The organism is Streptomyces albireticuli, from assembly GCF_002192455.1.
Taxonomy (GTDB): Bacteria; Actinomycetota; Actinomycetes; order Streptomycetales; family Streptomycetaceae; genus Streptomyces; species Streptomyces albireticuli_B.
In genome coordinates this window covers 3,563,256-3,584,906 of sequence record NZ_CP021744.1, presented here as the reverse complement: position 1 = coordinate 3,584,906, position 21,651 = coordinate 3,563,256, and the positions used below count along the sequence as shown (strand labels likewise).

Genomic DNA, 21,651 nt, shown 5'->3' with positions numbered 1-21,651 from the left:
CGTGAGCAGCGGTTTCGGCGGTGGGACGACCACTCCGTAGGTCGATCAGATGTTCGGCGTGGCGGTTGAGGTCCGGCCACTCCGGATAGGCTGGCAGGATGACGCGAGCCGAGCAGCCATCGGTGGAAACCACCACATCCGGCGCCCTAGCCGCGGATTCCCGCGAGCGCGCCGTACGGGCCCTGTTGCGCATCCCTCCGCTCCGGCGGCTGTGGAGCGCCCAGTTCGTCGGCGGCATCGGGGATTCCCTCGCCCTTCTCGTCCTCCTCCTGCTGGCGCTCCAGGCGTCGGTCGTGACGGGGGCCTTCGGAGGCGGATACCGCGGTGCCGCGACGGCGGTCGCCGCGGTCCTCGGCGCGCGCCTGCTCGCGACCCTGCTCTTCGGCGCCGCCCTGCTCGGCCCGGTCTCCTCGCTCATCGCGCCGACCGGTCCCCTCGACCGGCGCTGGACCATGATCGGTGCGGACGGCGTACGGCTCGCGCTGCTCGCCGTCGCCCCCCTGTGGATCGACTGGACCGAGGACAAGTCGCTCGCGCTGCTGCTCGTGTCCGCCTTCGTCGTGGGCGTCGCCGAGCGCGTGTGGACCGTCGCCAAGGAGGGCGCGGCCCCCACGCTGCTGCCCGCGCCGCCCGCCGAGGGCGCGGCCGTACGCCCCCTCCCGGACCACTACGACGCGCTGCGCCGCCTCTCGCTGCGGACGAACTTCGTGGCCCTGCCCGCGGCAGCCGCCGCGCTCGTCGCCATCACGCTCGTCAGCAATGTGCTCGGCTCCGGCATCGACTGGTTCCACGAGCACCAGGCGGCCCTGGGCGCCTACCTCGCCGCCGGGCTCTTCGCGACCTCGGCCGCGGTCCTGTACTTCCTCACCTTCCCCGGCACCCAGTCCCCGCGCGTGCGCTCGCCCCTTGAGGGCCTGCGCCGCCCCAAGGGCCTCCAGGGCACCCCTGACGCGGGCCGTACGGGCGCGATCCCGGTGCTCGTCCTGTCCTGCGCGGCCGTGGCCGGCGCGATCGCCGCGTCCGTCGGCGTCGCCGCGCTCCAGGCCGTCGACCTCGGTGGTGGCCCGGTGGCCTTCGGGCTGCTGGTGCTCGCCCTCTCCGGCGGTCCGGTCATCGGCATCCGCACCGCGCGGAAGGTGCTGCCGGGCTTCTCCCGCCGCCGTCTGCTGGCCCTGGCCCTCGCCCTGGCCGGCCTCGCGCTGCTGGCCGCCGGCCTGGTGCCGGACCCGACCACGGTCCTGCTGCTCGTCCTCGCGGCGGGCGTCTGCGCCGGCATCGTCGCCAACACCGGGCACTCCCTGCTCGACCAGGAGACCGAGGAGAGCCGCCGGGCGCGGACGACCGACCACCTGCACGCCGTCGTCCGGGTCAGCGCCGCGCTGGGCGCCGTGGTGGCGCCCCTGCTCGCCGCGGCCATCGGGCCGCACCGGATGGAGAGCGGCAGCTTCGTCTTCGCGCACGGCGGGGCGGCCTTCACGCTGATGCTCGTCGGCGCGCTGCTGCTGCCCGTCGCCGCCATCGTCCTCGGCAAGACCGACGACCGCCACGGCGTACCGTTCCGCCGCGACCTGATGGACGTGCTGCGCGGCGGCGACCCCGCCCAGACGCCCTCCGGCACCGGCTTCTTCATCGCCTTCGAGGGCGGCGACGGCGCCGGCAAGTCCACCCAGGTGCAGGCCGTCGCCGACTGGATCCGGGCCAAGGGCCACGAGGTCGTCGTCACCCGCGAGCCGGGTGCCACGGCCATCGGCAAGCGGCTGCGCGCCATCCTCCTGGACGTCGGCTCCGCCGGTCTTTCCGACCGGGCCGAGGCGCTGCTGTACGCGGCCGACCGCGCCCACCACGTCGAGTCCGTCGTACGGCCCGCCCTGGAGCGCGGTGCCGTGGTCATCACCGACCGCTACATCGACTCCTCCGTCGCCTATCAGGGCGCCGGCCGCGACCTCTCGCCGACCGAGATCGCCCGGATCTCGCGCTGGGCCACGGACGGTCTCGTCCCGCACCTGACGGTGCTGCTCGACGTCTCGCCCGAGACCGCGCGAGAACGTTTCACCGAGGCGCCCGACCGGCTCGAGTCCGAGCCCGCCGAGTTCCACCAGCGGGTGCGCACCGGCTTCCTGACCCTGGCCGCCGCGGACCCCTCGCGCTACCTCGTCGTGGACGCGGGCCAGGAGCCGGAGGCCGTCTCCACGGTCGTGCGCCACCGTCTCGACCAGCTCCTCCCGCTCTCCGCCGCCGAGATCGAGCGCCGCGAGCAGGCCCGTAAGGCCGCGGAGGAAGAGGCCCGCCGCAAGGCCGAGGAGGAGGCCGCGCGCAAGGCGGAGGAGGAGCGGCTGGAGCGTGAGCGCCAGGCCCAGCTCGCCAAGCTGCGCGCCGAGGAGGAGGAACGCCGCCGGCGCGAGCTGGAGGAGGCCCGCAAGCGCGAGGAGGAGCGCCTCGCGGAGGAGGCCCGGCAGCGCGCCGAGGAGGCCCGCCGCCTGGCCGAGGAGGAGCGCAGGCGCCGCGAGGCCGAGGAGCGCACCCGGGCCGCCGAGCAGGAGCGGCTGCGCAAGCGGGCCGAGGAGGAGGCGCGGCTGCGCGCGGAGGCCGCGGAACGCCGCCTGGAGAAGCAGCGCAAGGCGGAGGAGGCGCTGCTGCGGGCGGAGCAGGCGCGCATCGCGGCGGCCGAGGCGGCCGCGGCGTCGGCTGCTTCCGCCGCCACTGAGGCGCCGACGGTCGAGCGGCCTTCGCTCCGTAAGGACGAAGCCCCCGTCGGGACCGGCGAAGGTTCTGCCGGTGCGGGCGAGCCTTCCGGCCGTAAGGACGAGGCTTCCACCGGCAAGGGCGATGCTTCTGTCGGTAGGGGGGCCGCTTCCGCCGCGCAGGCGGCGGGTGACGGCTCCGGTGACGGCTCCGAGGTGACGCGGACGGTCCGCCGGCCCGTCGTCGGCCGGCCCGACCCGCGCACGGCGGACCTGACGCCGACCGTCGAGCGGCCGCGTGTCGACCCGCGCGCCGCCGCCGCCCGTCCCGCCGCGGAGGAGGAGACGGCGGTGCTGCCGCCCGTGCGCGACGTGGCGCCGCAGCAGCGGGTGACGTGGGGGACCGAGCCGGAAAAGACGGAGCCGGAGAAGACCGACGGGGGCGCGTCCGGTGCTTCCGGTGCCTCCGGCCTTACGGCGGCGGACCGCGCCGCGGGCTCCGATTCCGAGGAGACGGCCGTGCTGCCGCAGCCGCCCGCCCGTCCGGCGCCCGCGGCCCCCGCCGCGCCGCCCGTACCGCCCGCTCCGGCGGCGGCCGCCGAGGCGAGTGACGCGGAGGAGACCGCGGTGCTCCCGCCGGTGCGCCCCGAGGGTGACCCCGGCGTTCCGGCCGGGTCGGCGGACGAGACGGCGGTGCTTCCGCCCGTAAGGACCACCGGCCCCGGTCACGTCGACCGCCCGGAGGACCCGACGGACCGCGTGCCCACGTGGCTCTTCCGGCCGGAGGACCCCGCGGACGAGGGCTCGGCGGGCTCCGGCCGGGCGGGCGCTTCGGAAGGCTCCGACGACTCCGATCACTCCGGCGACTCCGACAACGAGGTCACCCGTGAGCTGCCGCAGGTGAACGAGGACCGGGCGGCCTCCGGCGCGAAGCCGCGCCGCCGCCCCGGCTGGGTGGAGGGCGCCTCGTCCGACGACGCCCCGACCCTCGCGGACGAGCTCCTCGGCCCCCGCGACCGCCGTGACGACGGCGAGGGCCACCCGGGCCGCCGGGGCAAGCGCCGCGACGGCTGACGGAACGGCCGTTGAACGGCGACGCGGTACGGGCCCCATGGGCGGGCCCGTACCGCGTCGCCGTTTCCCGCCCCTGATATCCCGTTCGCGGTCCGCGGTGTCAGTGCCGTGGCCGACAATGGGTAGCCGCAGGACAAACAGCGCGGAGGACAGCCATGGCGGTGTGGGACGACCTGGTCGGCCAGGACCGGGTGACGGAGCAGCTCTCCGCTGCCGCGCGGGACGCGGACGCGCTGGTGACCGACGCCGCTTCCCCGCGGGAGGGCGGCGCGTCCGCCACCGGCGGTTCGATGACGCACGCCTGGCTGTTCACCGGCCCCCCCGGCTCCGGCCGGGCGACGGCGGCCCGCGCGTTCGCCGCCGCGCTCCAGTGCGTCAGCCCCGACCGCGCCCATGGCGGCATGCCCGGCTGCGGCTTCTGCGACGGCTGCCACACCTCGCTGGTGGGCACGCACGCCGACGTCGAGATCGTCCGCACGGACCAGCTGTCGATCGGTGTGAAGGAGACCCGTGACCTGGTCCGCCGCTCCCAGCTGTCCCCGGCGGGCGGCCGCTGGCAGGTGATCGTCCTGGAGGACGCGGACCGCCTGACCGAAGGCGCCGGGAACGTCCTCCTCAAGGCCGTGGAGGAGCCCGCGCCGCGCACCGTGTGGCTGCTGTGCGCGCCCTCGCTGGAGGACGTGCTGCCCACGATCCGCTCGCGCTGCCGGCACCTCACCCTGCGGACGCCGCCCGTCGAGGCCGTCGCCGACCTCCTCGCGCGCCGCGACGGCATCGAGCCGGAGCTCGCCGCGCAGTCGGCCCGTGCCACCCAGGGCCATATCGGCCGGGCCCGCCGCCTCGCCACCGACGAGCGCGCCCGCGCCCGCCGCGCGGCCGTCCTCAAGCTGCCGCTGCGGGTCGACGACATCGGCGGCTGCCTGAAGGGTGCCCAGGAGCTCGTCGACGCGGCGGCCGAGGACGCCAAGCAGGTCGCGGAGGAGGTCGACACCAAGGAGACCGAGGAGCTGCGCGCGGCGCTCGGCGCGGCGGCCGGCACGGGCGGGCGCCTGCCGCGCGGCACCGCGGGCGTCATGAAGGACCTCCAGGACCGCCAGAAGCGCCGCGGCACCCGCACCCAGCGCGACAGCCTCGACCTCGCGCTCGTCGACCTGACGGGCTTCTACCGCGATGTCCTCGCGATGCAGCTCGGCTCGCCGGTCGCGATCGCCAACGTGGACGTCGGGGACGCCCTCCGGCGCGTCGCCTCGGGTTCGAGACCCGAGCAGACCCTGCGCCGCATCGAGGCGATCATCGAGTGCCGCCGCGCCCTCGACCGGAACGTGGCGCCGCTGCTCGCGGTCGAGGCGATGACGATGGCGCTCCGGGCCGGCTGATCGGAGGGCCGTACGCGCCAAGTCGCCTACGGTTACGCCTTCTCACTCGAACGAGCCCAATGAGGCTCTCCGGCTGGCCATGGGACATACCCCTACGGATACGCTCCGTCCGGGCAAGCCGATTCTCCGTAACTCCGTGTGACTGCAACGGTCTCGGTGTGCCCCGGTTTTTCACCATGTTCTCCGCGCACCCGTACATTTCTGCCCGTCCACTCCACGTAGAGGGACCAGCCGATGGACACCAGCCGTCTGCTCCGCACCTCCGGCGCCGTCGCCGCGACCGCGGCGCTGCTGCTCTCCGGCGCCGCCATGGGAGGTTCGTCGCCGAGGGCGTCCGCGGCGGTGCCGTCCGAGGACCGGGGCGAAGGGGCGGCGTGGGGCGACGCGGCGCAGGCGGTGCGCGGTGCGCCGTACGCGGGGGCCGGCGCCACGTACGCCGGGTCCGCCACCACGTACGCCACCGGACCGTACGCTTCCGCGCTCGGCCGCCCGCTGGCTCCGCTGCCGACCGCGGTGCCGTCGGCCCTCCGCCCGTACTACGCGCAGAAGCTGACCTGGCGGCCGTGCGGGACCAGCGGTTTCGAGTGCACGACGCTGATCGCCCCGCTGGACTACGACAACCCGCGGGCGGCGGACGACGTCAGGCTCGCGGTGTCCCGCAAGAAGGCGACGGGCCCCGGCAAGCGCCTCGGCTCCCTGCTGGTCAACCCCGGCGGCCCGGGTGGCTCCGCGGTCGGCTACCTCCAGCGGTACGCGGCGCTCGGCTACCCCGCCTCGGTCCGCGCCCGGTACGACATGGTCGGGATGGACCCGCGCGGCGTGGCCGGCAGCGAGCCGGTCGTCTGCCTGTCCGACGCGGAGATGGACGCCTACACCCAGGTCGACCAGACGCCGGACGACGCGGGGGAGACCGGCGAACTGGTCGACGCCTACATCAAGTTCGCGGAGGGCTGCGAGGCCCGCTCGGGCAAGCTGCTCGGCCATGTGTCGACGGTCGAGGCGGCGCGTGACATGGACGTCCTGCGGGCGGTCCTGGGCGACGAGAAGCTGACGTACGTCGGCGCCTCGTACGGCACGTTCCTCGGCGCCACGTACGCCGGGCTCTTCCCGGCGCGCGTCGGCCGCCTCGTGCTCGACGGCGCGCTCGACCCGTCGCTGGACTCCGAGCGGGTCAACCGCGACCAGACCATGGGCTTCCAGACCGCCTTCACGGCCTTCGCGGAGGACTGCGCCAGGCACAAGGACTGCCCGCTGGGCACCACCACGGCGCGGGCCGCGGGTGACCGTCTCGCCGCCCTCTTCAAGCAGATCGACGCCCGTCCGCTGGCGGCCGCCAAGCAGCGGAAGCTCACCGAGAGCCTCGCCACCACGGGTGTGATCTCCGCCATGTACGACGAGGCGGCCTGGGGCCTGCTGCGCTCGGCGATCCGCTCCGCGACGCACGGCGACGGAGCCCCGCTGCTGCGGCTCTCGGACGCCTACTTCGAGCGCGAGGGCAACGGCGCCTACGCCAATCTCATGTACGCCAACGCCGCCGTGAACTGCCTGGACCTGCCCCCGGCCTTCCGCAGCCCCGGCGAGGTCCGCGAGGCCCTCCCGGCCTTCGAGAAGGCCTCCCCGGTCTTCGGTGCGAGCCTCGCCTGGGCGGCCCTGACCTGCGGATACTGGACCGTCCCGGCCACCGGGCGCCCCCACCTCATCCCCGCGCAGGGCGCCGACCCCATCCTCGTCGTCGGCACCACCCGCGACCCGGCCACGCCCTACCCCTGGGCCCGCGCCCTGGCCTCCCAGCTCTCCTCGGGCCGCCTCCTGACCTACGACGGCGACGGCCACACCGCCTACACCCGAGGCAGCGCCTGCATCGACAACGCCGTCAACGGCTACCTCCTCACCACCACCGTGCCCCCCGCCTCCCAGAAGTGCACCTGACCTGCGCTTCCGCCCTCCCGGCCGCCGTGTGCGGAGCACCCTCGGAAACTGTGTAAACTTGGCCCCGCTGCTGATGCCGATCAGGCCCCCGCAGCTTGCCGCCTTAGCTCAGTTGGCCAGAGCAACGCACTCGTAATGCGTAGGTCTCGGGTTCGAATCCCGAAGGCGGCTCAGGAGAAGCCCAGCTCAGACCCAGTCTGAGCTGGGCTTTCTTGGTTCAGCGGATGCGACGACGGCGCCGGGCGCGGGCCGCACGGTGGTCCGTGGTCTCAGTTCTGGTCTCATTCGCGGGGGAGACCGGGGGCATGAAGGTGTTACCCATGCGACGCATGGCTTCCTTCGTGAGCGATGAGCTCCCCTTCACGTAGCGCCGGGTCTGACTGATCTGGGTGTGCCGCAGGATCTCCATGATCGTCCGCATGTCCACGCCCAGCTCGTTGAGGATCGTGCCGGCGGTATGACGGCTCCCGTCGTACAGGCGGCGATCACTGAGGCCAGCCTCTTCGAGAAGCTGTTTGAACTCCTCCCAGTCGTCTCGGGGGTCCAGCGGCCGGCCGTCCGGGCGGGTGAACACCGCGTCGTGCTCCTGCCACTCGTCGCCGGCAGCGGCTTTCAGCTCTTCCTGTTGCGCCCTGTGATCGATCAGGGCGGGGATGAAGGGCGGCGGGATGGGCACGGGCTCCTGACTCTTCTTCGTCTTGGGGCGGGTGAAGGTCAGTCCGCCGCCCTTTCGCTCGGGGCAGGCGCTCGCGTGCCGCTTGCAGCCCTTCGTGCACGGCTCGGGGCAGCCGCGCGTGTAGGTCTTGTGGGTCACGCAGCCTGGCGGGCACGGATCGAAGCGGTGGAGGCGGGCTCCGCAGGCGTGCGGGTCTGTGCAGCCGTGCCGCCACTTGAGGCGCTGGAGCTGCCAGCGCGGGTGAAATAACTCGGCCACCAGATCGACGTACGTCCACCGCAGTCCGAGAGTCTCCCCTTGCCGGAAGCCGAGCCCAACCCCGACGACCCATCGCATGAAGGTGGGACGCTTCGCCGCGGCTTCCAGGAAGGCTTTCGCTTCTTCCTGCGTGAAGGGGCGCGCCTCCGTCTCATCGGCTGAAGGAGGGTCCACGAGCGTGGCGACGTTCTCACCGATGATCCGGCGGCGGTGGGCGATCTTCAGGGCGCGGGAGAGGATGCGGTGGACTTTGAGTACGTGGGAGGGCGCATGCCCCTCCACGAGCATGCCCGCGTACATCTTCTCCAGATGCTCAGGCCCGAGCTTGTCCAGCCGGTGCTGCCCGATGCCCGGGACGATGTCGTTGCGGGTCTTGGACCAGTAATCATCCAGAGACCGGGGCCTGAGCTTCAAGGGCGCGATGGTGGTCAGGTAGGTGTCCATCCACTGGGCCACCGTGGGGATACGCCCGGCCTTCGGCGCGCGCTTCTCGTCCCGGAGCTTCTCCAGCTCCCTGACCTTCTGGCGTACTTCAGTCTCGGTTCGGCCCTGGCGGTGGCGCCGGTCCGGGCTGCCGTCGTCCTTGACGCCCATCGTGACGCGGCCGTGCCACCGGCCGTCACGGCCGAGATAGACGGACGATTCGAGATTCGCTCTGCGGGGGCTCACGTGCTCCTCCATGGGGGAGGCGGGCCGCGCTGCTGGGCACGACCCGCCTCTTCTCACGATCGGCTGCTAGCTGGTGTGGGCGGTCTCGTACGGGAGGTTCGCGGCGTACGCCTCCACGTCGCACCGCTTGATGCGGCGAGACCGGCCGCGCTTGGCGTACGGCAGGATCCCGTCGGCCATCAGCTCGTAGACGGTGGAGCGGCCGATTCGAAGGGCTTCCGCAGCCTCTTCGGGGGTGTAGAGAAGGGGCTCGACGCGTCGTATGGCGGTGCTCATCGGACATGCCTCCTCAGTGGGGGAGCTGGGGTGTGACTCCCCTCTGGTAGGTCCGCAACGTCCGCCACGCCGCAACATTGCTGGTCAGCGGCTTGGATTTGTGGCGGATGGCGGTTGTGTGGCGGATCGGTGCCGCCACGCGAGCGCGTGGCGGGGCCGATGCACTGGGGGTGGTCAGCCAGCGACCCTGAGTGAGCGTGTGTCGGCTTCCGGGGAGCTGTGGCGGATGCCGGGGAGTGGTTCCGCCACACTTTCACCCCCGCTGACCTGCGGTGTGGCGGACGTTGCGGCTGTTGCGGACTTTCCGGGGGGAGGGGGGCAGTACCGTTCCCACGCGTCGGCCAGGTCCTCCGCGTAGTAGCCCTTCGGGGTTCCGGAGCCGACCCGGACGCCGCGCGGTTTGATCGGCTTGTTCGCCGACGTCACGTATTGCCCCAGCAGCCTCGCCAGCACCCGGGAGTTGATGGGCTTGTCGTCGAGATCACCCCACGGCGCGTCGTCCATGGCCAGCAGGCACTGGAGGATCACGGCGGTGGGCATGCGGTCGGCGCCGCTGAACACGTGGTCGCGCAGGTCGGTGAGCAGCCGGACGCCGAGTGAGGATTCGTCGTTGTCCTGCGCGGCGTGCACGAGTTCCAGGCAGGCGGCGCGGGCTCGCTCGGGCCAGTGGCCGCCGGCTGCTTCGGCGACGGCGAGCAGGGGCTCCCAGACGTCGGCGGGCCGGTCGTTCACGCCCTCCGGCATGACGGGCCAGGCGCCGGTTACGTGGTCGCGGACGGTGTTGGCCCAGTCGGCGAGCTGGTCGCGCAGGGCGTGGCCCTGCTGTTCGTTGATGCGCTGGCGGTAGGGCTCCACCGTCTCGTTGGGGGCGCGTTTGCGCATGCGGATGATGACCGAGCGGGTCAGGATCGTGTCCGGCAGGGATCCGAGTCCGGCCATGGCGACCGCGCAGTAGGAGGGGAAGCCCTGCACGGTCTGGTTGGAGCCGTCGCCCACGCACCGGTAGGTGAGTTTGCCGCGCCGGTGGCCGGCGTTGAGGAAGCCGCGGAGTTGTTCGTTGTCTCCGGCTTTGGGGCCGAAGATGGTGTCGATCTCGTCGAAGACGATCGTGGGGCGTTCCTCGTCGGTGCCGGCGACGGACCGGAAGAGCGCTGATACCGAGGCGTCCACGGCTGCCATCGGGTTCGGCACGAGGGTTTCCACGACTTCCAGGGCACGGGACTTCCCCGATCCCGGCTCCGGTGACAGGAAGGCGATGCGCGGGGTGGAGTCGAAGGAGTCGAGCAGGTGGGTGTGGGCGTCCCACAGGGCCACGGCCACGTAGGCGCCTTCGGTGGGGAAGATGTTGAAGCGATGGTGAAACCTCTCGACCTCGTCGAGCAGGGCGGCGCCGTCGATCGTGGGCATGTCTGGGTTTGTGGGTGTGGTCACGCTGCGGTCCTCCTCACGGGGGCGACCGTGGCTGTGGGGCGGTGAGGGCAGGCGCCTACCTGGGCGCGGGCGGCCAGGGCAGCGACGGCCGTCTTCCCGTGGGCGTGTTCGTGGTGTCCGCAGGAACAGAGCCAGTCCGCGACGGGGACCGGCTCCAGCATCCGGCGGACGTGGAGGCCGGGGTGGATGCCGGTGACGGTGGGCGGGTGCGGGTCAGGGCGAAGACCTGAAAGGACGCCCTGACGGGCGACAACCTTCAACCGCACCACCGATGGTCGGGGACCCGCCAGGTTGGCGTTCTGCGGGGCCTTGGTGGTGGGGTGGGGGCAATCCAGGGGCGGGGAGGTGGGGGTGTTCATGCGCTCGGCCGTGGTGTGGCGTGGGTGAGGATCCAGTCCATGGCGCTGCGGATGGTGGTGCGGCACTCGGCCGCCGGCAGTCCCGCCGACTCCCCCGCCCCCTGGATTGCCTCCTCTACCGTGTGCTGGTCGATGTCTCCCCAGGCTACGAACCGGGCCACCTTGCACGTGCTCCTGTGCAGGGTGTTGTTGCGCCCGCTCTCGCCGCCCTTCCGGGCGGCGGCGACGATCGCGCATTCGCGCTCCAGGGCGGTCCGGGCGGCCCGTGTGCCGTCCCGCACCAGCCTGATCACAGGCGGTGCCGCGGGCTCGGGCGGCTCCAGCAGCAGCGCGGCCACCCACCGGGGGAGGGCGGCGACCGGGGCGGGGTCGGTGATCTCGTACGCGCCTTGGGGCGTGATGCTGTGGGGGGCGACGACGTAGCCGCCCCAGGCGCGGGTGTCGATGTGCTTGCCCAGGCGGCCCGCGCTGCACTTCAGCCGCACCCCGGGCGGGGCGGCGAAGTACAGGTGACACCCCCCGGAGGGCGTCCGCACCCGGTAAGTGGCCGGGAGGCTCTTGCCGGCGCGCACGCAGAGCGCCTTGAGGGAGGTGGCGCCGTCAGGCGTCCCTTCGGGCTCTTCCGGTTTCGGCAGGTCCAGGTCGATGACCAGCAGACCGGCCGGGCCCGTCGCCACCCCGACGTTGTAGGGGTGGCGGGCCCACGCGGCGTGGATGAGGTCCGGGTCGGTCGTGGCCCGCTGCTCCGGAGTCCGATGCCCGCTCGCACACCGCCCGGTGTGGGGGCAGGAGCGCTCGGGGTGTCCGGCGGGCCGCTTGGCCCGCGGGTGGAGCGGGATGACGGGCCAGCCACGCCCGGCGCAGTCCAGGGCGGCGGCCAGCAGGTGCAAGTTCGCCAGATCCGCCGTCAGGGGCTCGGCCGGGCCGTCACCTTCGGGCGGGGGGGCGGTGGTGCGGGGTCGCTGGATCGGGGTGGGATGGGTCATGCTGGGTGCCTCCAACAAGTCTGTTGTGGGCTGGTTGGGCCGGGGCGGCCGCGCGACTTTGGCGAGACGGAACGGTCGCCCCGGGCACAGCTAGAAGGGCGGCTCGGCGTCCGCCGCCGGGGCGCCGTCCGTGGCCCACGGGTCACTGGAGGCGTTCGGCTTGTTCGCGCCGTTGGGCCGCTTGGCGTCGATGGTCACGGTGGTGAAGCGGAGCGAGGCGCCGATCTCGTCGACTTCGACGGCCAGCATCGAGCGGTTCTCGCCCTCCGGGGTCTTCCAGTCGTGCTGCCGGATCCGCCCGGTGAGGACCACGCGGGACCCCTTGGCCAGGGACTCCGCGATGTGCTCGGCGAGGGCGCGCCAGGCAGCGCAGCGGAAGAACGTCGACGTCCCGTCGCGCCACTGGTTGCTCTCGCGGTCGAAGGTGCGTGGCGTGGACGCCACAGTGAACCGTGCGAGAGCTGATCCGGTGTCGGTGAACTTCAGTTCCGGGTCGGCGGTCAGGTTGCCGACGATGGTGATCGGGGTCTCTCCGAAGGACATGCTGCACTCTCCTGATCTGGTGGGGGTCAGTGCTCGGGGTCGGCGTAGCCGGGGCAGGTGTTCTTGGGGCAGTCGCAGCCGTCACACCTGTTGCAGATCTCGGCGGCGCAGAAGTCACAGAGCTCGTGACCGCGGCAGTCGTAGGTGGCGCACTCGTCGCAGTAGATCTCTTCGTCGAACACGTGGGCTCCTTTTGTGATCAGCCTTTGGACCGGGCGAGTTTGAGGGAGATACCGCCCAAGCCGATGGGGCCGGCGGTGCTGGCGATGACGGCGGCGGTGTGGGCGGCGAGTTGGAAGAGGGCCAGGGCGGCGGCGGTCATGCCCATGAGCCCGAACGCCACGGCCACGCCGATGAACAGGGGCCGGGCGTACCGGGGGCCGGTGGCGGGGTTGGGCGGGGCCTGGACGATGACGAACGGGCGCCCGTCGCGCTCGGCCTGGTGGTAGAGGTCGGCGGGGATGTGCGGGGCGAGCGGCCCCATGGTCACGTTGGGCGGCGGGGGTTGGCGCATGACGGGTGATCTCCTGTCAGGAGGTGAGGCTGGGGATGGTGTGGAGGAGGGCGGCGCACATGCGGGTGATGGGTTCGGCGGCGCCGGTGCCGGCGGTGAAGAAGCCGAAGAGGAAGAGCACGAGTGCGGCGCCGGTCCCGACGGTGCGGGAGCGCAGGAGGAAGACGGTGATGATGCCGAGGACGACGACGGCGGAGAGCGAGACGGCCATAGGGGGCTCCCTCGGGGCGCGTGGTGGTGTGCACGGTGTGTGACGGCCCCGGGTGGGCCCACCCGCCAGCCCGGGGAAGGCCCAGGAGCGGCTTCTGAGGGCGGTTCCGGGGCGTTCCCGGGGCGGGTTTGTGTGGGCCCACCCGGCCCACCCGTGCAGGTCAGGGGGTCACACAGGATGTGTGGGCCCACCCGGTGGTGTGTGGGCCCCGGGTGGGCCGGTGTGTGTGGGCCCACCCGGGCCCGTCTGGTTACTCTCGGTACTTCTCGATGGCCTCGGTGAGGGTCTCGACGAGGTAGCCGGATTTGGGTTCGCTGCCGGGGATCCGGACGGTTCCGGCGCCCGGCCGGGTGACGCCGACGGCGCGCAGGATGCTGCCGAGCTCGTTGCCGAGGGCCTGGGCGGTGGTGCCGAGGGCGTCAGCAAGGTCGGCGGTGTGCAGGCGGCCGCCGGGAGCGTCGGACAGTGCCCGGTGGGCGTCGAGGAGGAGCGGGGGCACGGCCGCGCTCTGATCGGTGGGGCCGCTGCTCTGCCCGGGGCCTCCGAAGCGGGCCCGGATGACGTTGCTGCCCTCGCCCTCCGCCCCCACTCCCGCCACCGCCCCGGCCCCGGCTGCGGCATCGTGGGCGGCGGTGTGCTGGGTGGCTTGCCGGCGGGCGGCGTCGAGCATGCCGGCCAGGGTGTCTCCGGCGACGCGCCCGGCAGGCGCGGTCCCCGCTCCCGCCGCCCCGCCCTGGTTCGCCCCCGGCTGCTGTTTGGCTGCGGGGCCGGTGGTGTCGGGGATGCCGAAGTCGTTCAGTGGCGGGTGGAGCGGGGGCATGGCGGTGTAGGGGTGGGTGGCGGTGCTGAGCTTCTTGTCCTTGTAGAGGCGGGGCAGGATGCGGGCCCAGCGTGAGGCGTAGTAGCGGCCGGGGCCGGTGCCGAGGGTGAGCGCGTCCAGGGTGGGGCGTCGGGCGGCGAGCTGGGGGCCGAGGGCGTTGATCTGCTTGGGGGTGATCCGGTAGCTCTTGAACGGCTCGGGGTCGCGGTCGACGTCGTCGGCGTCGGGGTAGGAGATGAACCCTGATCCCTTGTGCGGGGTCTGCTTGGGGTCCAGGCGGGCGCCGCCGGAGGGGAAGAGGAAGTGCAGCTCTTCGGGGCCGGAGACCCGCATGCCGATCCGGACGCGCGATTGCTTTTTCTGGGCGGCGGTGATCACGTCCTGGGTGGCGCGCAGGCCGCATCCGAGGTAGCGGACGCGGGCCGCGCGGCCGGTGTTGACGATGCTGTCGATCTTCTCCATGAGTTTCGGGGGGAGCTCCGCTACCTCGTCCCCGATGATCAGGATCGCCGGGAGGTCCGGGGAGACGGGGATCTTGTCGTCGTCGACGGACTCCATCAGGTCCTGGTAGCCGGACTTGCGGGCGGCGATCGCGGCGATCGCGAAATCGACCATGATGTGCGCTTCTTCGACGGTGTCCGCGGTCCAGTCCACCAGCGGCACGTCCGCGGTGCCGTCGACGGCCCAGCAGCGCAGCCAGGGCAGGGAGATCCCGGCACCGGTGACGTCGATATGGAAGAGCACCGCATCGTCGGTCCGGAGTACGGAGGCGTTGGTGGCGTTGATCGTGTTCGACTTGCCGGACTCGACCTGTCCGACCATGACCGCGCACGCGTTGAGCAGGGTCGGGCCGGCGGTGGTGCCATCCGGGAACAGGCCCAGTTCCAAGGGGTCGTTGATGCTGGTCACCGAGGTGTCCTCGGGGTAGGGCAGGGTCGCGGCCAGGACGTCTTGGGCGGTGACGCGGATCTGGAGCTGGCCGTAGGTCAGGCCGTCGAGTACCTGGACCCCGCCGCCGCGGGGCAGGCGCAGGTCGACGGCGAGCTTGCGGTCCGCGTCCGGCGGAAGGTCCGGGGTGGTGGAGGGCATCCGCACCAGGACGGTGTAACCCACCTCTGCGGGCCAGGCCTTGACTCCTTCCACCACGTGCCCTTCGAGCCGGAAAAGGCGGGTCAGGCGTTCGGTCCACTGGGCTGCCTGCCCGTTGGCCCAGCGCTGGAGGCGCCGTTCGGTGCGCTCGCTGCGGGCGGTGTCCTCGGCCGTGGCCAGCCCACGGGCCAGGACGACGGCCGCCGTCGTGCCCGCGCCCCACCATCCGGTGGTCTGCCAGGTCAGGGCGGTGTGATCGGTGAGGGTGGCCGCGCTCCATCCGGTGGCCGCAAGCCACCCCGCGCAGCGCGTCACCGCGTGGCCGAAGGGCCGTCGCCGGACCGTGTCGACGATGCCCTGAGCGGTGGCGCCGGCAGCCCCCGCCAGGACGGCATACCCGGGCGGGAGCCCGGCGGCCCCGCCGACGGTCGCCAGGGTGTAGGCGCCGCCGGCCGCCATCGTGGCGGCGGCCGCGGGCGTGAGGTTCCAGCCCCAGTCCAGGGGCACCGTGGTCTTGGCCATCAGACGTCCCACAGGGATTCGCCCTGGGGGCCGTTGCGGGGGTTCTCGTGGCGCTGGATGTCTTTCGCGTGCAGGCGCCGGAACATCGGGAACAGCTCCTCGGCGGCCGCGGCCGCCCGCACCAGCAGCACGTGGACCTCACGGACCGCCTCCGCGATCGGCTGCTCCACGGGGTAGACCTCGGCGGACTTCGCCGACAGATGCCCGACGGCCGCGGCCACGTTCTCCAGCCCGGCCGGGACGCCCGCGTACTCGACGCCGACCTGCATCATCTTCTCCGGGAAGTACTGCGCGTAGGCCGCCGACGCCTCCTCACACGCCCGCTGGAACAGCGACGGGCCCAGCACGTGATCCCCGCCCGGCCGCACTTCACCGATGTTCCACATCTGCTCATTGGTGCGCGGTGCGGTGTACCGCAGGAGATCGTGTTCGTGGAGGCGGAGCATCAGCGGCAAGATCTCCTGCGCCTTCTCCACCGCCTGGTGCATCAGCAGGTAGACCAGGGTGATCTGATCCGCCAGCCGCTGATCGGCCGGGTAGCTGCCCGCGGTGTTCAGGGCCAGGCGTCGCAGCGGTTCCGCCGCGTGGGCCAGCCCCTCCGGCAGCCCCTTGTACTCGGCCACCACACTGATCATGTTCGGCGGCTCGTAGGAGGCGTAGGCGGTGCGGATGGCCTCCGTCGCCAGCGCGAACCGCGACGGACTGTTCGTGGTCGTCATGAGGGAACCTCCCTTGGAGGGTTGGGTGGGGCGGCGGGTCGGCTCTTCGAAATCGGTCTGCACGTCCCGGCGACCGGTGGCGTCGTCGTACTTGCGGCGGGCGCGGCCCATCAGCCGCCGCCACACCCGCCCCGCCACGGCACGAGGCCATGTGGCTAACCGGGAACCCCACACCCGCCCGCGCCGTACCAGGCCCAGCCGCCGCAGCACCCCACCGGTGGCCGCGGCCACCGCGGCCAGAGGCAGAGCGCAGACCGCGGCCGCGAGACCGGCCGCACCAGCGGCGATCCCGGCGCCGACGGCGCGCAGCACGAACGGCACCGCCGCCCGGCCACGCTTGGCCGCGGCCCGGCGCGCCGTACGGATCCGCTCCCGCACCGACGACACCGCCGGGGACCGCAGCACGCTCCCGGCCGCGCCGGACAGCTTCTGACCCGCGCCCTTCAGCAACGACCCGCCGCGGCGCGCCCGGGAGAGCGCAGCCCGCAGCGTCGACCGCACACGACCACCACCCCCGGCCGCAGCCCTGGAACCACGCGGCGACAGACCCCCGCTCGTACCGGCGCCCGTCTGGGGCCCCCGGCTCGACCTACCACCACCAGAACGACGGCCCCGGCCGAAGCCGCCGAACCTGCCGGAAAGGCCCGACCCGCCCCGACCACCGCCGCCGTTGCGGCCGCCGCCGAATCCCGGCCCGCGCCGCCCCGGCCCCCGGCCCGACGCCCCACGGGATCCACCGAGACCGCCAAGAAGCCCCGACGAACCGGCCGCGCCGCGGCCACGCCCGGCCCCGCCCTGACGGCCCCAAGACCCGACCGCCCCGGACCCGGACCCGGGCCTCTTTGCCGACGATGAGCGTGTACCGGTGCTGGTCGCGGCACCACGGCCGCCACTCGTCCCGGTACTGCCGGAGGAGAGCCCCGGGCCCCGCCGGCCGTGGCGGCCCAGCAGACCAGAGCGGGAACCACCAGAGGCCAGCAGACCCCCGCGCCCGGACGACGCACGGCGCCGCCCCCGCCCAGAACCGGCACCCCACCCGCCCGACGCCCCACCACGGGACGCCGGGCCCCAGGTGGAGCCGCGGCCCGCACCACGCCAGGGGCGCTCACGGCCGCCGGACCGGTACAACCCGCTGCCGGACCGGCGCCCGGACCGGGCCCGGACCACGGCGGCGGCCGTGGCGGCCGAAGCCACCACCGCCCCCGCCGCAGCAGTGCCGACCACACCGGTCGCGGTGTAGAGGGCGACCGACCCTGTCGAGAGCGCTTCCACACCGAACACCGCCGCGGGCAAGACCCGCACCGCACCACGTGAAGAACGTCCACGGGCCGGGCCGGTGTCCTGCTCAGCCTGGGTGACCGTCACTTCGATCGGAACCGCCAGACCACCCTCCGCCCCGGCGCCCACCTCCGGCGGGTCCACGGGCGGAGACTGCTTCCGCTTCGGCGGGGGAGCCTCAGGTACTTGCGGAACCTTCAGGTTGGTATCAGACACTGGTACTTGCTCCCTTCGGGAGTGCACGAAGGCGCCCCGGCCGAGCCCTAGGAAGCGGGCCGGGGCGCCACAACAGTGTGCTCAGGGGGTCAGCCCAGACGGGCCGGATCGTGGGCGGGGTGCGCGGCGGCAGCCTCCTGCCACCGGCGGCTCTCCACCGCATCCGCGTCGGGAAGGCGGACGCGGAAATGACAGCCGGGCACGCGGCACCGGTGCGTGGTCGAGAACGCGACCTCAACCACGTGGTTGATCGCCGCCATGACGTTGGCGAACAGCGCCAGCGAGCACGCCATGGTCAGCGCCGCAGGCACGTCGTAGGAGTGCAGGCGTGACGCGGCCGTCCAGGCGACGGACGCGCCCACGAGGGACGCGCCTATGAGACGGAAATGGCGGAGCTTCACCGCGAACCTCCAGGTCAGAGCTGGTTGGGCTCCAGCGCGAAGAACATCACGTTCGCGCGGCCCAACTCGGGGTCGTCGGCGGCCATCTCCTGCTTGATGGCCATGAACACGTCGTGCCGGGACGCACCGGCCGGCGGCGACCACGTGCCGTACAAAGTCTTGGCCATACGGCCCGGAAGCTCCACGGTCATGATCCAGTGGTAGGAACCCTGCGGCTGCACGCTCCGCGCACCGCTCGGGCTGGTCTGGGTCGTCACTGCTGATCTCCAAATCTCGGGACGGATCAAGCGGCGCACTGTTCCTCGGAGTAGGCGCAGGTCACACACATCCCGAGCGAGGACGGGATGCAGTAACCAGCGTCATTGCGGCAGACGAGGCATGTCCGGCAGGCACGCATCGCTTTGGCGAGCGCCTCCCACTTCGCGGGGGTCATCGGGCGAACCTGCTTCGCCCTCGCGACGGGGTAGAGGTACGCGACCCGCACCCCGCCCCGCCGGGGTTGAACCACATGACCTGGGCGGCGATCTCCTGCCCGCCCGGGCGTAAGCCCTGGTCCCGGAGCTGGCGGCGGGTGGCCAGGCCGTCCGGCGCCAGACTCCACGGATACGTGGGGATGCCGTGCCGGGCCCCGGTGGGGTCGTAGAAGCGCACGGCCATCAGACAAGGGCCTCAGTGGCGGGGTGGTCGCGGAGTTCTTGGTAGCGGGTGGAGATCCAGCCGGTGGACCAGCCCGTCAGCTCAGCCGCGGTCCGCACGGGCAAGCCGGCGTCGAAGGCCGCGCGGACGACCTTGCGGGCCCGTTCCTCCGATTGCCTCTCGGTGGCCGGGCCGGTGGCCAGCAGGGCGGCCCGTTCACGCTCGGCCCGCTGGGCCCGCTCCTGGTGTTCACGGCGTTCACGCGCAGTGCGCTCCCGCTCTTCGCGGGCCCGCCGCTCGGCGCTCTCGCGTTCACGGCGTTCACGCTCGCGCTGCTGCTGTGCACGCTCCTGTTCACGGCGTTCAGCCTCGTCCCGCTCCCGCGCCTCCCGCGCCTCCGCGAGCTCCCGCGCCTCCCGCCGCGCCCGCTCCTCCCGCTCGCCCTGTTCGCGGGCCAGCTGGGCCTGGTGTTCACGGCGTTCACGGTCGACCTGGGCATCGTGCTCCCGCTGTTCACGAGCAAGCCGCGCGTCATGCTCGCGCTGCTCCCGCTCCCGACGAGCGGCCGCCTCCACCTGATCCTCAGCGGCCTTTCGCACCGCTTCGCGCTCGGCCCGCTGCCGGGCCTCCAGGGCGTTCACGGCGGCGGCGATGGCCCGCCGGTAGGCCAGCCCGGTCTCTGCGGTGACGATCAGGAGCAGGGGCGCCACCGCGTGGACGGCCACGCCGACCATGTCCGTGAGCAGCGCGGAGTCCCCGATGTTCAGGGCGAGTGTCATGGTGCCGGTCATCCACCGCAGCGCGGTCGGCCACCGGCCGCCGGACCCGCCCAGGCGGGCGAGGGCGGAGTCGAGCCAGACCACGATCACCACGGCGGCATCCACCACGAGTGGCAGGATCGGGGCCGTCCAGTCCCAGGCGTCCGGGGTGTGGGACGCCATGAGCGGGGTGACGGTGAGGATCGAGTAGAGCATGGCGCCGAAGACGATCAGCCACATGCCCACCGACAGAGCACGTTCCGCTGAACGGACCTGATCAGCGTTCACCGCCCGGCCCCCTGCCGTGAACGCCCCCCGTCACGGGCGGGGATCTCGGCGTACCCGAGCAGGCGCACCTGGGCGCCGGCGTAGCCGGTCTGGGCCGTCAGGACGCGGGTGCGGCCACCGCTCTGCTCGTGGTAGCCCACGGACTCAGGCGCGAATCCGAGGGCAGCACGCCACGCTTCGAACCCGGCCAGGTCATCGTGGAAGGACAGCTCCAACAGGTCCGGGACGATCGCGGAGATCCCCAGCGTGGGGGCGGGGAGGTGCGCGAACTCCGCGCTGAAAACCCGCAGCACGAGCAACGGGGCGTCCAGCGCGGCCAGGGTCGAGGCGCTCACGCCGCACCCCCCGAGGACGGCGTGCCGACGGCGCGAGGGTAGTCGGGGGGCACCGGCGGGTCGTAGAGCTGGTGGCGCTGTTCGGCGAGTTGCCCGGCCCGGTAGGAGCGCGGGTGGAACCAGCGGTAGAGGCGGTGGCGGAGCGCGGTCATCGCGGGCCTCCCGTCCGGGGTGCGGTGCCGGGGCGGCCGGCGCGACGGCCATTGGTGGTCGTGATCTCCGGCACCGGGCCGTACGCGACCTCCCAGCCCCCACCGAAGCGCTTCGCCGCGTACATGGCCTCATCCGCCCGCCGCAGCGCCACCCCCAGATCCGGGGGACCGAAGGGGGTGGCGTACGCGCCGATGGACGCGCTGACCAGGAGCTCGTAGCCCCGGAAGGGCACCGGCCGCCGCAGCGCGGCATGCAGGGCTTCCAGCTCGGGGGCGAGGTTCCGGGGGTCGGGGATCAGGGCGGTGGCGGCGAACTCGTCCCCGCCCAGCCTTCCGGCGGTGCCTGCGTGCCAGTCGGCCCATTTCTGCAAGCGGGCGCCGGTAGAGGCCAGGACCGCGTCCCCCGCGGCGTGGCCGCGGGTGTCGTTGACGTCCTTGAACCCGTCCAGGTCCACCATCACCACCACCGCACCCCGGGCCCGCAGGTCACGGCGCGCGCAGTGGGTGAACAGGTCGCGGCCCGGCAGCGCCGTCAGCGGGTCGAACCGCGCCCTACGGGCCCGGCGACGCAGCAGACAGGCGTGGAGGGACCAGCCGGCCAGCAGCGGGCCGGCCGTCGCGGACAGCGAGAGAACGGTGTCCATCACGCCGCCTCCGCCCCGGGCTCCCAGCCCTTCACGCGGCGGCCGCTGGTGGCCAGGTCGAACAGGTGCGGGGTGCGGGTCTCGATCAGCGTCGCGGCGATCCGCGTCACCCGGTCGAACAGGTGCGGGTCCTCGCCGATGATGTCGCGGGCCGCATCCAGCCGGGCCGCCCGCTCCACCTCGCTCTCCCCCGGCACACCCAGCCATAACTCCACCGGGGTGCCGAGGGCCAGTTCCACGAACTCAGCGGCCGTAGCCGCCTCTTGCCCTGCAACAATGTGCTTCACGGTCGTACGCCTCTCATCCAGGCGGAAACGGCCCAGCGGCCCCGGTGTGTCAGCACCGGGGCCGCGCCGTTGAAGTCGGAACCTCCGGCTCCCCTCAACCCCGCCCGTACAGCCGCCGCGCGGTGCGCGGGCCGGACGGGCGGAGGAGGCAACCGGCCGCAGCACCCTGTGCCGCGGTCCCGTCGGGCATCACAGCCGGACCCGTGCTCGGGCGGCCGGTGATGGTGACGCGAAGGACGTCCTGCCGGGCCGGTCCAGCCCGGCAGGCGTCTCAGATCTTCGTCGGAACACTCTGTCCTCCCGATCGGGGAGCGGTCACGGGCTTCTCCGGTCGGCCGTTGCCACGGCTGGCCAGCCCCGAGCCCGGGAACGTCGGGTGCGTCATCGTCACTGCTCTGACGCGAGCAGGGCAGCGCGTATCAGGTGGCAACCAAGGGGTTGTCCTCCAGCAATGAAGGGATGATCCCCAGGGCTGTTCCCCAGAGCTGACACGCGGGCAGGACAGGTTCACCTGCCACGAAGT

General features: G+C 72.9%; 20 protein-coding genes, 1 tRNA gene and 1 pseudogene. 4 read left to right on the top strand and 18 right to left on the bottom strand.

Features of this window, described 5'->3' with window-relative positions; genetic code table 11:
- Window positions 1–98: 98 nt before the first annotated feature.
- The 4 genes from tmk (at window position 99) to SMD11_RS15255 (ending at window position 7,231) form a co-directional block, all read left to right on the top strand.
- Window positions 99–3,755: a dTMP kinase gene (tmk, locus tag SMD11_RS15270; RefSeq protein ID WP_087926993.1), complete on the top strand. Its 3,657-nt coding sequence runs from the start codon at window positions 99–101 to the stop codon at window positions 3,753–3,755.
- 155 nt (window positions 3,756–3,910) lie between these two features.
- A complete protein-coding gene (locus tag SMD11_RS15265) occupies window positions 3,911–5,131 on the top strand; it encodes a DNA polymerase III subunit delta' (protein WP_087926992.1) in 1,221 nt (406 codons plus the stop codon).
- Window positions 5,132–5,365: 234 nt separating this feature from the next.
- Window positions 5,366–7,060, top strand: a complete 1,695-nt coding sequence (locus SMD11_RS15260; RefSeq protein ID WP_107421958.1) for an alpha/beta hydrolase — start codon at window positions 5,366–5,368, stop codon at window positions 7,058–7,060.
- Between the two features lie 97 nt (window positions 7,061–7,157).
- Window positions 7,158–7,231: transfer RNA gene (locus tag SMD11_RS15255), tRNA-Thr, on the top strand.
- Between the two features lie 46 nt (window positions 7,232–7,277).
- Here SMD11_RS15255 and SMD11_RS15250 read toward each other — a convergent pair.
- The 18 genes and pseudogenes from SMD11_RS15250 to SMD11_RS15170 all read right to left on the bottom strand — a co-directional run bounded on the left by SMD11_RS15250 (window position 7,278) and on the right by SMD11_RS15170 (window position 21,080).
- On the bottom strand, window positions 7,278–8,663 hold the full coding sequence (locus SMD11_RS15250) for a tyrosine-type recombinase/integrase (RefSeq protein ID WP_087926991.1): 1,386 nt from the start codon (window positions 8,661–8,663) through the stop codon (window positions 7,278–7,280).
- Between the two features lie 66 nt (window positions 8,664–8,729).
- A complete protein-coding gene (locus SMD11_RS15245) occupies window positions 8,730–8,939 on the bottom strand; it encodes a helix-turn-helix domain-containing protein (protein ID WP_087926990.1) in 210 nt (69 codons plus the stop codon).
- A 174-nt stretch (window positions 8,940–9,113) separates the two neighbouring features.
- Window positions 9,114–10,346, bottom strand: coding sequence for a DUF3631 domain-containing protein (locus tag SMD11_RS15240; RefSeq protein WP_087926989.1), 1,233 nt, complete (start codon window positions 10,344–10,346; stop codon window positions 9,114–9,116).
- Window positions 10,347–10,725: 379 nt separating this feature from the next.
- Window positions 10,726–11,715, bottom strand: coding sequence for a bifunctional DNA primase/polymerase (locus tag SMD11_RS15230; protein WP_087926987.1), 990 nt, complete (start codon window positions 11,713–11,715; stop codon window positions 10,726–10,728).
- Window positions 11,716–11,805: 90 nt separating this feature from the next.
- Window positions 11,806–12,258 (bottom strand): single-stranded DNA-binding protein, encoded by a 453-nt coding sequence (gene ssb, locus SMD11_RS15225; RefSeq protein WP_087926986.1) that lies wholly within the window; start codon window positions 12,256–12,258, stop codon window positions 11,806–11,808.
- A gap of 26 nt (window positions 12,259–12,284) precedes the next feature.
- Window positions 12,285–12,440, bottom strand: coding sequence for a hypothetical protein (locus SMD11_RS35895; protein WP_199843885.1), 156 nt, complete (start codon window positions 12,438–12,440; stop codon window positions 12,285–12,287).
- 17 nt (window positions 12,441–12,457) lie between these two features.
- Window positions 12,458–12,772, bottom strand: coding sequence for a hypothetical protein (locus SMD11_RS15220; protein ID WP_087926985.1), 315 nt, complete (start codon window positions 12,770–12,772; stop codon window positions 12,458–12,460).
- A gap of 16 nt (window positions 12,773–12,788) precedes the next feature.
- Window positions 12,789–12,983: a hypothetical protein gene (locus SMD11_RS15215; RefSeq protein ID WP_087926984.1), complete on the bottom strand. Its 195-nt coding sequence runs from the start codon at window positions 12,981–12,983 to the stop codon at window positions 12,789–12,791.
- 250 nt (window positions 12,984–13,233) lie between these two features.
- The gene (locus tag SMD11_RS15210; RefSeq protein WP_087926983.1) at window positions 13,234–15,414 is read right to left on the bottom strand and encodes a hypothetical protein; all 2,181 of its coding nucleotides are present in this window, start codon (window positions 15,412–15,414) and stop codon (window positions 13,234–13,236) included.
- Entirely contained in the window at window positions 15,414–16,634 is a 1,221-nt protein-coding gene (locus SMD11_RS15205) for a hypothetical protein (RefSeq protein WP_087926982.1), read from the bottom strand. The genes SMD11_RS15210 and SMD11_RS15205 overlap by 1 nt, the downstream gene beginning before the upstream one ends.
- A 1,082-nt stretch (window positions 16,635–17,716) precedes the next feature.
- Window positions 17,717–18,028, bottom strand: coding sequence for a hypothetical protein (locus tag SMD11_RS15200; protein WP_087926981.1), 312 nt, complete (start codon window positions 18,026–18,028; stop codon window positions 17,717–17,719).
- A 14-nt stretch (window positions 18,029–18,042) separates the two neighbouring features.
- Entirely contained in the window at window positions 18,043–18,285 is a 243-nt protein-coding gene (locus SMD11_RS15195) for a hypothetical protein (RefSeq protein WP_087926980.1), read from the bottom strand.
- A 26-nt stretch (window positions 18,286–18,311) separates the two neighbouring features.
- Window positions 18,312–18,685, bottom strand: a pseudogene (locus SMD11_RS36415) (RRQRL motif-containing zinc-binding protein).
- Window positions 18,685–19,710 (bottom strand): DUF2637 domain-containing protein, encoded by a 1,026-nt coding sequence (locus SMD11_RS15185; RefSeq protein ID WP_087926979.1) that lies wholly within the window; start codon window positions 19,708–19,710, stop codon window positions 18,685–18,687. The pseudogene SMD11_RS36415 and the gene SMD11_RS15185 overlap by 1 nt, the downstream one beginning before the upstream one ends.
- Complete coding sequence (locus SMD11_RS15180) at window positions 19,707–20,045, bottom strand: hypothetical protein (RefSeq protein WP_087926978.1); 339 nt, start codon at window positions 20,043–20,045, stop codon at window positions 19,707–19,709. The genes SMD11_RS15185 and SMD11_RS15180 overlap by 4 nt, the downstream gene beginning before the upstream one ends.
- Window positions 20,042–20,197, bottom strand: a complete 156-nt coding sequence (locus SMD11_RS35445; RefSeq protein WP_159395304.1) for a hypothetical protein — start codon at window positions 20,195–20,197, stop codon at window positions 20,042–20,044. The genes SMD11_RS15180 and SMD11_RS35445 overlap by 4 nt, the downstream gene beginning before the upstream one ends.
- The gene (locus SMD11_RS15175; RefSeq protein WP_087926977.1) at window positions 20,194–20,841 is read right to left on the bottom strand and encodes a GGDEF domain-containing protein; all 648 of its coding nucleotides are present in this window, start codon (window positions 20,839–20,841) and stop codon (window positions 20,194–20,196) included. Before SMD11_RS15175 ends, SMD11_RS35445 begins: the two co-directional genes overlap by 4 nt.
- Entirely contained in the window at window positions 20,841–21,080 is a 240-nt protein-coding gene (locus SMD11_RS15170; protein WP_418952444.1) for a hypothetical protein, read from the bottom strand. The genes SMD11_RS15175 and SMD11_RS15170 overlap by 1 nt, the downstream gene beginning before the upstream one ends.
- Window positions 21,081–21,651 lie beyond the last annotated feature (571 nt).